Here is a 10,848-nt window from a genome sequence, read left to right on the forward strand (position 1 = left end):
AACAAGTTGTTTTTGATATTCCACCACACCCGAGAGTTGTTTTTCTTCGAGCAAATGTTACACCTTCTTATGTTGAAGGTAAATATGAGATTAGAGGAGGTCTCAGTTTAGGTGTTTCACTATAGGTATTAGAAAACAGTTTGTATAATAGGGAAAATCTGATGTATTTTCTATAAAATTCATCTCACACCAATCTACGCCGAACAACACTTTCGGTTTGGAGCTGGCCTAAGTCTTGGGCATTCGCTCTGACCAAAAAATAGGTTTTAGTGTTTTCTTCCAAATAAATGTTAAAACCTTTGAACAAAAATTCAGAAACCTAAATTGTTTTGAAAAAGTTATTAATCGAGGGTTTTCGGTGAGATTTGGGGTTGAAAAGAAAATATAATTGTCCAATAATAGTTTTTTTAGGTTTAGATTGTCATCTAATACAATCTTTATATATTCAAATCGGAGGCGATTAAAATAACTAACCCAAAGCTCACCAATTTCCCAGTAATTATAGATTTTTAACTGAATTGGATACAATTTTTTACAATTAAAATCATTTAAGAAGATATGCTGATAAATATTAAAACCTACTTCAAAAATGCTTCTCATTTCTACTTTACTTGATATTTCGAGTAAATCATGGTAAGAAAAACTATTTGTTTTTAAAAACTCTATTAAATCACAAAAGTGCTTTAATCTACACCATGCTTCTCGACCTCCATGATGATTGAGTAACATCAAAAACTGACTTTCTTTCGATGGAAAATAAACATTAACCCCCAAAAACTTTTTTAGTTCTTGTTGCTCAAAAAACTCCTTAAAGTCTATTTTAAAGTTATAAAAACCTTCAAATAATTGCCAATGGAAATCTATATGAATATCTATGCCATGAGTGTTTTTTTTATCTAACCCGACCTCAATAATTCCAAAAGTATTTAGCAAAGAGTCGATGATTTCGGTATTACTGAGGTTGCTGTTGTTTTTAGGTTCAAGTACAAAGCCATCATTCAATAAAATCTTTAAAGCTTCTCGGGCATCGTCAGGGTGTATGAGTAAATCAAGGTCATGGGTTTCACGAAGATTTTGGTTTTTGTAAAATTCATGAGTAAATAAAAGACCCTTGTAGGGTAATACTCTAATGTTTTGATTTTGAAGTAAAGTGAGTAGTCGAGCTAATTCTTGCGATGTGCTTAAATTGATAATAGATTGTGTGAAGGTACGTAATTTTAATTTTTGGCTAAATTCATTTTCAAAGTTAATCAAATATAAGGCGTGATATACCACAGGCCTAATTGCATGAAACGTGGTGAGTTTTTCAAGTTTTTGCCAGTCGATGCCCTGATTTTGAATTAATGTTACTAATTGTTCAGTGGGTTTCTCTAACAAACTCACTTTGATTGACTCAATTAAAATCTCTAATTCTAGGCTTCTTTTCATTAAAATTGTTCTATAAACTTTAAAAGTTGTGAATAACCTTTTGGACGGTTTATGCGTCGGAAAGATACATGAGATGCAATTTTTAATGAATCCATGAAATGCTTTCGTAATTCATTCCCTCTTAGAGTTTGTTGTGGAAGAGGAAAGTATTTTAATAATTCGATAGGAGTTTCGATAGCATTGATACTATTACTCTTTTTGGAATAAGGCTTTTGTAGCACAATAATTTCTTTTAAAGGTATTGATTTAGATGGAAACTTTTCTTCGTTTTGTTTTAAAAGATATTTATTATGTCCTTCATAGGCTGGCTCTAATTTTGATTTATCAAATCCTAAATTTTTTACACTATCTTCCCAAATCTTAATTTGAGGATAAGCTGGTATAACAGTCGCCTTTCCCGATTCGTCAAATGAGATAGCAGTCATATCATCGCTTAGTACTGTGTAGCCTGCTTTCGCAAATGCAGCTATTGTAGTTGATTTTCCAGCTCCAGGTACTCCAATAAAAATAAAAGCTTCGTTATTAATTTTTACTGCACTTCCATGTAATAAAAAGTAGCTTTTTTTTTGTAAAATTAGTCCCAGTACTTCGCTTGTAGCGAATAATCTAAAAATATTGTCATCTTTTGTAAACCGTTGGTAGTAAATATTTTCATCGCCATTTATTTGAAACTTAGCTATCTTCGGCCACTCTAATACGACTGATTCGTGGTCTTTAAAGACTTTTGCCTGTATGCCCATGCGAAAAATATTAGTTTTAACCGTTTTAACGGACCCGATGTGATGTTTTTTAAAAGAAATATCAGGAGGTGACGCTTTTGCGATAGGAAACCCCAAATCAAAGTCTGAATCAATAAATAAATTATACGCTTTAAATAGCATTAATGCGTCAGTTTAGTATGTTTTATCGTAAATATCTCAAATAAAGTTTATAAATTGGCATAAATGAGTAAATGATTTAAATGAAAATTAAATTTATAATAGTATTATTTCTTTTTTCAATAAAAGCCCAAGGTCAATTTGGGAATGAATGGATTGATTCTCAGCAAGAGTTATTTAAAATTCGTATCTTAGAAAAGGGAATATATCGGATTTATCGGGAAGATTTGCAAAAGATTGGTTTTCCATTAAAATCGGCGGTTTTATCAAATTTAAAAATGTTTCATCATGGTAAAGAGATACCCATTCTAATTATAGATAATAATGATGGCTTATTTGATAATCAAGATTATATTGAGTTTTATGCCGAAGGAAATAATGGTGAGCAAGATTCTCTATTATACAGGCCAACCAATGCCAGGATGAATCCTTATCATAGTTTGTATAGCGACGAAACAAACTATTTTCTGACTTTCGGACCTGATTCAAAGCGAACTCAAACTGTTGGGAGTAAAGTTTTTAAAGAAGAATTGAAAGAACCTTTTCACCTCGAACAACAGATTAAGGCCTTTAACGAGCAATATTCTTTTAATAATAGTATTGGGTATCCTCCTTTTGTGATGCAAAGTTATTTCGAAGAAGGGGAGGGTTGGAGTGGAAAAATTATTGTGGCCGATTCGTTGGCTCATTTTCCTATTAAACTCGAAAACTACCTGCCTCAACAAAATTTACCTCCAATTTTAGAGTGTCTATTTAATGGACGGACTGAAATTGTGCATGATATTAGAATTTCTCTACAAAATAATAAAAGTCAATTTCGAACGATTGGACAAATAGATTATTTTGGTTTTTCTCCGCTTAAAATTAAAACTCAAATAAACCCAGTCGAAATTTCTACTGATACAGTCATTCATTTACGTTCGCAGTCATTGAAAAAAGAAAATGTTGAATGGCATTCGATTACATACCATAAAATTACCTACCCACAAAGCTTTGACATGCTGAACAAGCAAAGCAAATATTTTTATTTAGCGTCTGGCAATGCTCCTGAACGTCATATTTCAATTTTAAATGCTCCTGCCGGGGCCTTACTTTATGAGGTTTTAGACAGGTACAATTATCGTAAAATAAATGTTTCAGTAAATGACGGAAAATTAAATTTTGTTTTGGATAATAGAGCCTCAGCGAGTTCAGTTTTTGTTAGTAATGACATAAAAAAGCCTTTAAGTATTGAAAAAGTCGCTACCGATTTATCATACACAAAACCTGCAAATTATTTGATTATTACTCATAAGAGTCTGATGCAATCTGCTACTGAGTTTGCTAATTATCGAAAGTCTGAAATTGGTGGAGGCTATCTAACAAATGTAATTGATATTCAAGATTTATATCTCAATTTTTCGTACGGAGAGCGAACTCCATTAGCGATTCGTAGATTTATTGATTTTCAATTATCTAAAGGAGTAAAGGTTGATAATTTGCTTTTAATTGGTAGAGGAAGAAGTTTTCCTGATGCTCTGAAGTCGGATGTTGTTGCTGATATGGTTCCCACTATGGGTTATCCAGGGTCTGATATTTTATTAACTGCGGGCTTGAATAATTTTGATATAGATGTGCAGGCAGTACCGACGGGTCGGTTAAATGTAAGTTCTAATCAAGAAGTTTTAAATTACTTACAAAAACTAAAAGATTACGAATCAAACACAACTGATATACTCTGGAAAAAGAATGTTTTGCATCTCAATGGAGGGCTTTCTAATACAGAAATCAACTATTTTAAAGATTTTTTGAAATTAATTGTACCTAAAGTACAGAATGGTCTTTTGGCGGGTAGAGTAGAGGCATATTCAAAAAAAACAAATAACAGTGTAGAGAATATCGACATTTCTGAGCAACTTAATGCAGGAGTTGGGATGGTAACTTTTATTGGACATGCTTCTGCAACCACAACTGACCTTAATATTGGTTTTGCATCAAGTTTAAATAATAGGCTTCAGAATAAAAATAAGTATCCATTGATGTTTTTTAATGGTTGTGGAGTAGGTAATGTATTTAATAAATACGAATTATTAACTACAGATTGGTTACTTACACCCGAAAAAGGAGCTATAGTAATTCTTGCTAATTCGTTTTGGTCTTATGATTTCCCAACGAGCCGTTATTTGAATAATCTCTACGAAAAGCTATTTGAAGATTCTGCATTTGCTGGCGAAACAATTGGAAAAATTCAACAATCAGTAAATAGTAAAATAAAGTCAGAAGGTGCAGATTTATTTATGTTATCAAATATCCATCAACAATTATTGCAGGGCGACCCCGCTGTCAAAATTTTCCCACTGAAATATCCAGATTATCAGCTTGAAAAAGCCTTTATTCAATCAAAAAATCAAAGTTTATCAATCGCTGCAAATGACTCTATTTTGCTTGGAATTGTCGTATTGAATTTGGGTAAATTTTCTGGTAATACTCGTATTCCTTTAATAATTAAAACAACCAATGCTGGGAAGTCGAACGAAATGAAACTTATGATAAATAACATTGCATACAAGGATACTTTATTTGTTTTGTTAAAAAAAGAAATTACACTTACGGCTATTGATATAAAACTTGACCCTGAAAATATAATAATTGAAAACAATGAAACAAATAATGATAAAATGCTGAATATTGATTGGTCTAAGGCAAATGTACAAACAGTGTATCCTTTTGATGCTCTACCAGACCGATTGAACCCAACTCTTGATGTAAAGTTTGATGATAAGAAAATAAAACAAGGCCAATATGTAGCCTCAAACGCTACAATTAAGATAACTCTTTCCGATGAAAATCCTCTTTCCATATCCGATTCAACGGCAGTTAGATTATATGTGCAAACATGTGAAACCTGTAGTTATATACCTGTAAATACCAAGAATTTAAAGTTTATTCAAACGGCTTTTAATCAAATGGAGGTTCAGTATATACTTCCAAATTTAAATAGTGGTCAATATAAGTTACTTGTAGATGGGCGTGACCTACAAGGAAATAAAGCGGGAAATCCGTATGAAATAGCTTTTAAAATTGCTGATAAACAAAGTGCTACTTTATTATTAGTTTATCCGAATCCGGCAGAAGACTTCTGTGATTTTCAATTTCAAGTAATTAATACTACAAAACCAATATCGGGAAACATAAAAATATTTGACTCCAAATCAAGACTTATACAAGAGGCTGAATTCAGTCCGATAGTTGGACAAAATGATGTTTTCCTAAATTTAAAACATTTTCCAACTGGAATATATTTTTATCGAGCATTTATCGAATGGGGAAGTGGTAAAATAGAGTATTTTGAAGGAAAAATTGTAGTACAATAGATTATTTTTCGATTCCCATTTCTATTAATTTTATAGTTTGCTCTTTGCCATAGTCAATCTGCATTTTCCCAATACAAGCAGGTGTAGATTGACAATATGCAAGGTTGGTGTTTTCTTTATAAACCATGCCATAGTTAAGAGCATATACTTCTATATTTTTGTTTTTGCTTAGTAGAGATGAGTCGTTTTTGATAACAACCGAGATTGTATTAGGATACGATTTATCACCAAATTTAAAACTTTTACCAATATCATTATAACTGACTCGTTGGTCAGGAAAATTGTTATATTCATTTTTATTCCAAATCAAACCTGTTTGGATTGGAATAATTAATTTTACATAGGGAATGTTATTTTCAGTACGAATGATTTTGTTAGTAAGTAATTCTACTGTCCAAACTGAGTCAATTTTCCAAGCTTGTTCTTGACTGCTTCTTTTCGAACGTTCTATTTTATACATAAATTGGTCACTCCCCGTGCTGAATTTCTCACTAATTCGTTCTTTTAGATAATATTTGCGTGTGCTTGCCTGAGATGATATACTATAAATCGACTCATTTATCTCATAAATTTGAAATTGACCAACTTCAATAGGATAGTATTGATAATCAGAGATAACTGTTCTTTGATTTTGTTGGCAGGCTTCCAAAGAAATAAAAACGAATACTACGGAAAGTAAGCGATTCATGGATTAGTAATATTATTTTTATCAAGTTTTTCAAAATAATCGAGCCATATAGCTAAAAATATAGTACGATTGGCTAACCAAACATACTTAGTTTTTTTCTGAGGTGAAATTTTTGAATCAAAAATATACTCAATTAAATTATCAAAAATAGGCTTTTGGATAAAATTCCACACTTTGTGATTGGTCGTAATTTCAGATTTTGCATTTGCCCAAATACTTTCAAAATACGCAACTAAGTATGCTGAAAATTCAACTTTTGTAGTTCGTAATCTAACTTTTTCAGGTAAGATTTTCTTCATTGCGTGTCTTAAAGTGCCCCTACCCAAACCATTATCAAATCTAAGTTCAGATGGTATAGCAATAGATATTTCTATCAGTTCTTTATCTAAGAAAGGGTGAAAGACCTCGATTCCCATGCTTTGCATGATTGTGTTTTGTTGCTCAACAACGGCCAAATTTAGGTTAGTAAAACTGTATCCAAAATGTTCTTTTTGGAATGGCGAAAACTCTTCATTGAGGTTGTCAATATCGAAATATACTATCTCATTTGCACCATTGCTTTTACTAATATTTTTATTCAATAGCTTAGATTCAATCGGTTTTGTTTGGAATATACGTTTACCAATACCAGTTAATATTTTTTTTACGAATAAAACATTACTGAAACTAAAGTGACTATTGGCAATGAAATAGGCTCGGACGGTTTTTTGAAGGTCAACTTTTTTTAAATATTCAAGGATTCTCTCACTATGAAAATAGGTAGAATAAATTTCTAATTGCTTTTGAGGATTATATTTATGCCAATTATCGAAGTAAAAACTCAAGTCTCTATTTTTTACATAGAGTTCCATTTGTTGATTCAACATTGGCCAATGTTGTTCTTTATAGAGGTTTTTCAAATATTCATTTCCATAGGCTACTATACTATCTCCGCCATCTCCTGTTAGTAATTTACCACCTCCAAGTTTTTTTACTTTATTGCCAATTGAAAAAAATGAACCAACGGGCATAAGTGAGCTATCTGGCATTTTGAATATTTCTACGAAACGCTTAGCTACCAAAAAAGGATTAGAAACAGGGGCGACTTGATGCAATGGTAAGTTATACTGTTTAACTGATTCGTTGGCAAAATGAAGTTCATTGGTAGAGGGGTGTCCGCTCGAAAAATAAATGGTATTGGGTTTATATCCAAGTGTATGTACAATACAACTGATTGATGAAGAATCAAGCCCTCCACTCAGATTAGTACAAATATTGTCGTTCGGATATACATAATTTTTGACCGATTTAATGAGCTTTTCTCGAAATATTAAAATTTGCTCATCAGATGTTAGATGATTATATTTCTTAATTGAAGGTTGCCAGTAAAAACTTTGAGCTAAACCAGTGTTATGAAAAGATACAAAATGAGCTGGTAAAACTTTATGAATGTCTTGAAAAAAGGTTTCGGAATCAGTGAGATTATTATTGTTTGAAAAATCAAAATACTTAATAATAGCATGGTGATTAATTCTGACTAAACCATGCATCAATATTGCAGAAATATCATCACTTATTAAAAATGATTTATTTATTTTCTGATAATAAAGGTTTTGAAGGCCAAAATGGTCTCTTGCTCCAATGATAGATTTATCCGAAATATTGATAATACAAAATACGTAATTGCCCGCTAATCGGTCTAAAAATTTATGCTTTTCGGTTTGGTAACAGTTTAGAATGATTTGAGCAAAGTTGGTGTCGGTGAGTGAATTTGAGTCTGAACTCAGATGCTGACAGTTGTTCAAAAATATTTTACCAACAAGAATAAAGTTTTTGTTTTTGAAAAAAGTAATCTTTTTATCTGAACTTAAAATTAAAATACCTCCTTCATCAAATAATTTTTCGGATGAATGAGGTATTTGTTCACGAGGTGAATTAATGGAGCAGAAAAAAGGCATCGATTTTTATAATTGATAACCATTAGAAAAATCAGGTTGAGAACCTCCTTTTAATGTTAAGTCGGCAACCGAACCATGTTTTTTCAATACTGGGCTAACATATTTCCTTTTAGGTTCTTTTTTCGGTGGAGTAAAATCTTTGTTTTTCATAATTTCCTTTTTTTATCAGCAATAAGTTTAATCATTAATTGAAAGTCTATGTTTAGTAATCCCACTTGTGGTTTTTATTTGTAAAATGTAGGTTCCTGTACCTGGTTTATTTATTAAATTCAGTAAATATTGACCTCCTTGGCGTTGTATTTTGGTATCTATTTTCCTCCCATTAATGCTGTTTAGCTCCAAAGAGATTATCTCTTCATTACTTTGTAAGATAAATTCACCACTACTTGGGTTAGGAAAAATCATAGTTTCAGAACTCCCACCCGCTGACTTTATATCAATTATTTTTGAGAATGTTTGGCTCCCATCATTATCAACTTGGAGAAGCCTATAATAATTCACACCAGGTAAAGGGTTTTTATCTGTATATTGATAATCAGTCTTCACAAGAGATTCGCCTGCCGATTTTATAAGCATTAAATCATTAAATTCTGCTGCATTATGGCTTCTCTGAACAACAAAATGGTTACTGTTGGTTTCTGCCTCTGTTTGCCAACTAAGGTTAATTTCATTGTTTATGGCTAAACCCTTGAAGTAACTAATTTTTACAGGATTGGCATTAGTTGTTGTTTCTGTAATTTGATTACACAAAAAAGTGCCGTTTGGCGAATTATCAGTTGTGCCTTCAATATTTATTGATGGTGTTGTACTACAAGGAAATGTTACGTTTGTGAACGTATGCGTAATCGTGACATTGTTGCCAATATTAGTTAGCCCAGAAGCAGTTGCACAATTTATTATAGTAGCCGTGTTGATTTTACATACAGGAGCAACCGCAGGCGTTGCATTTAGGATTGAAAAGCGAACTGCTTTTGCTGCATTTTGTGTGGTTGTAACTGACATACTAATGTTATAGGTGCAATTAGAGCCAGATGCCGAAACAAAACTAAAAGTAGCTCTACCAGTACCAATGCAGTCTTGGGCGAAAATACTGCCGATAGTAGAGGATAAAATGGAAAGAATAGCTAAAATTTTTTTCATGTGAATAAACTTATATCTTTATACTTGTAAATTAATGTATGTTTAGTATCGGGTAAAGAGGTATATTTTATGTACTTTGGCTAATCTACCTCCCAATGCCAAATAGGAGTAAATTTGGTCAGAGGTGTATCACCAATGATATATAATCCATATTTTTCCACCCAAGCATGGGCTTCGAAACCATCCTTAAGAGATACACCTATTACTACCAGTACATTTTTATCATGACGCAATAAAAATTTGGTCGTCAGTGCTTGTGTTAGGCAGCTTACATTGAATGGCAGACTCTCAGAAATAACCTTGACAGCTTTAGCTATTTCCTTAATTTGAGATGAATTATAATTTTTAGACTTTTTACTTTTTGTTAGGTAAAGAGATAATGATTTTAAATTATTAAACGATACCATCCTTATTGCAAATCTAAAGAAAATCATCCAAAATATAACTTTTAAGACAGTTATTTTATTTATCTGTAAAATTTTTCTGAAAGATACTCTAAACAATTTCAACCAACTTTTCATCAAGGAGTTCGTTTAGAATTCTATTAATATCTACATCTGCTAATGATTCATCTACTTCAAATTCATTGATAATAAGGTCTTTGAGTTCATAAAAAGTTATCGGTTTTACTTTTAAAAGTTCCCAAATCACACTACCAACTTCATTGAGTTCGTAATAAATTCCTTCTTTGTGATTAAGTATAACGGTTGCGTCTGAGATGGTAGATGATACCTGATTATTTGTTGCTTTGTATTTAATTTGATTATCAATCATGAAAAAAACTTTGCAGTAGTTTGTGTTTTGTTTTATAGTAATTTACAACCTTACGATAGTTTTGGATTTTTGCTTAGAAGTCAAGTTTCAATATATTACCTATTGTATAACGTTTAGTTGTCAATTAAATTGAAAAGGAACCCAATATATCTAATAAATACTCACTAGAAAGCTCGTTTTCTAACGCAAATGAAGCTTCAAGTGAGTATTTAGAATGGTTATTTCTTTATTAAAAAAGTAGAACATCGGGTTTAGAAAAAAATGGGATACCTTTACTACGATGAATATGTTTTGAAAAAGTTATCGTTTATTAGAATTACAGATGTAGTTTTAGTTTATAAATTTATTTTTTGTGATTTCGTATTTTTCAATTAAAACTTTGTGTAATTATAGTAAGCATAGTTTTCAGTTACTAAATCATTTATTAAAGGCTACCCTCATAAATGTCTTTAAAAGTGTTTGATAATTCAAGATATTAATATTCTTTTGATTTTCTGTCCAGCCAAGTTCGTTAGCCATCAGGTCAGCAACAGTATGGATAGCGTCAAAACTTGCTTTCCAATCCATTAATTCCATTCGGGTTCGGCGGGCAAAGAAATCTCGAAGGCTACTTGCCATTTCTTCTCGAATCGTATAGATAACTTCAGCTT

General features: G+C 31.7%; 10 protein-coding genes. 1 reads left to right on the plus strand and 9 read right to left on the minus strand.

The window, feature by feature from the left end; all coding sequences use genetic code 11:
- Window positions 1-228: 228 nt before the first annotated feature.
- Window positions 229-1,428, minus strand: a complete 1,200-nt coding sequence (locus ACOVO2_RS01820; RefSeq protein WP_421768331.1) for a nucleotidyltransferase family protein — start codon at window positions 1,426-1,428, stop codon at window positions 229-231.
- Complete coding sequence (locus tag ACOVO2_RS01825; protein ID WP_421768332.1) at window positions 1,428-2,309, minus strand: serine kinase; 882 nt, start codon at window positions 2,307-2,309, stop codon at window positions 1,428-1,430. The genes ACOVO2_RS01820 and ACOVO2_RS01825 overlap by 1 nt, the downstream gene beginning before the upstream one ends.
- Before the next feature lie 80 nt (window positions 2,310-2,389).
- Here ACOVO2_RS01825 and ACOVO2_RS01830 point away from each other — a divergent pair, with 80 nt between their 5' ends.
- Window positions 2,390-5,659, plus strand: coding sequence for a C25 family cysteine peptidase (locus ACOVO2_RS01830; protein ID WP_421768333.1), 3,270 nt, complete (start codon window positions 2,390-2,392; stop codon window positions 5,657-5,659).
- Between the two features lies 1 nt (window position 5,660).
- Here ACOVO2_RS01830 and ACOVO2_RS01835 read toward each other — a convergent pair whose 3' ends face one another.
- The 7 genes from ACOVO2_RS01835 to ACOVO2_RS01865 form a co-directional block, all read right to left on the minus strand.
- Window positions 5,661-6,347, minus strand: a complete 687-nt coding sequence (locus ACOVO2_RS01835) for a hypothetical protein (RefSeq protein ID WP_421768334.1) — start codon at window positions 6,345-6,347, stop codon at window positions 5,661-5,663.
- Window positions 6,344-8,284, minus strand: a complete 1,941-nt coding sequence (locus ACOVO2_RS01840) for an asparagine synthase-related protein (RefSeq protein WP_421768335.1) — start codon at window positions 8,282-8,284, stop codon at window positions 6,344-6,346. Before ACOVO2_RS01840 ends, ACOVO2_RS01835 begins: the two co-directional genes overlap by 4 nt.
- Window positions 8,285-8,290: 6 nt before the next feature.
- On the minus strand, window positions 8,291-8,434 hold the full coding sequence (locus ACOVO2_RS01845; RefSeq protein ID WP_421768336.1) for a lasso RiPP family leader peptide-containing protein: 144 nt from the start codon (window positions 8,432-8,434) through the stop codon (window positions 8,291-8,293).
- 27 nt (window positions 8,435-8,461) lie between these two features.
- Complete coding sequence (locus tag ACOVO2_RS01850; protein WP_421768337.1) at window positions 8,462-9,424, minus strand: T9SS type A sorting domain-containing protein; 963 nt, start codon at window positions 9,422-9,424, stop codon at window positions 8,462-8,464.
- Window positions 9,425-9,504: 80 nt separating this feature from the next.
- Window positions 9,505-9,945, minus strand: coding sequence for a lasso peptide biosynthesis B2 protein (locus ACOVO2_RS01855; RefSeq protein ID WP_421768338.1), 441 nt, complete (start codon window positions 9,943-9,945; stop codon window positions 9,505-9,507).
- Window positions 9,920-10,198, minus strand: a complete 279-nt coding sequence (locus ACOVO2_RS01860) for a PqqD family protein (protein WP_421768339.1) — start codon at window positions 10,196-10,198, stop codon at window positions 9,920-9,922. Before ACOVO2_RS01860 ends, ACOVO2_RS01855 begins: the two co-directional genes overlap by 26 nt.
- A 417-nt stretch (window positions 10,199-10,615) precedes the next feature.
- The coding region (locus tag ACOVO2_RS01865) for a glycerol-3-phosphate dehydrogenase C-terminal domain-containing protein (protein WP_421768340.1) at window positions 10,616-10,848 on the minus strand (233 nt) is incomplete at its 5' end.

The organism is Emticicia sp., assembly GCF_049241225.1.
Lineage (GTDB): Bacteria > Bacteroidota > Bacteroidia > Cytophagales > Spirosomataceae > Emticicia.

Coding starts and splice junctions, on each gene's coding strand:
- ACOVO2_RS01820 (WP_421768331.1), bottom strand. CDS start 1,428: ATGAAAAGAAGCCTAGAATTAGAGATTTTAATTGAGTCAATCAAAGTG.
- ACOVO2_RS01825 (WP_421768332.1), bottom strand. CDS start 2,309: ATGCTATTTAAAGCGTATAATTTATTTATTGATTCAGACTTTGATTTG.
- ACOVO2_RS01830 (WP_421768333.1), top strand. CDS start 2,390: ATGAAAATTAAATTTATAATAGTATTATTTCTTTTTTCAATAAAAGCC.
- ACOVO2_RS01835 (WP_421768334.1), bottom strand. CDS start 6,347: ATGAATCGCTTACTTTCCGTAGTATTCGTTTTTATTTCTTTGGAAGCC.
- ACOVO2_RS01840 (WP_421768335.1), bottom strand. CDS start 8,284: ATGCCTTTTTTCTGCTCCATTAATTCACCTCGTGAACAAATACCTCAT.
- ACOVO2_RS01845 (WP_421768336.1), bottom strand. CDS start 8,434: ATGAAAAACAAAGATTTTACTCCACCGAAAAAAGAACCTAAAAGGAAA.
- ACOVO2_RS01850 (WP_421768337.1), bottom strand. CDS start 9,424: ATGAAAAAAATTTTAGCTATTCTTTCCATTTTATCCTCTACTATCGGC.
- ACOVO2_RS01855 (WP_421768338.1), bottom strand. CDS start 9,945: ATGAAAAGTTGGTTGAAATTGTTTAGAGTATCTTTCAGAAAAATTTTA.
- ACOVO2_RS01860 (WP_421768339.1), bottom strand. CDS start 10,198: ATGATTGATAATCAAATTAAATACAAAGCAACAAATAATCAGGTATCA.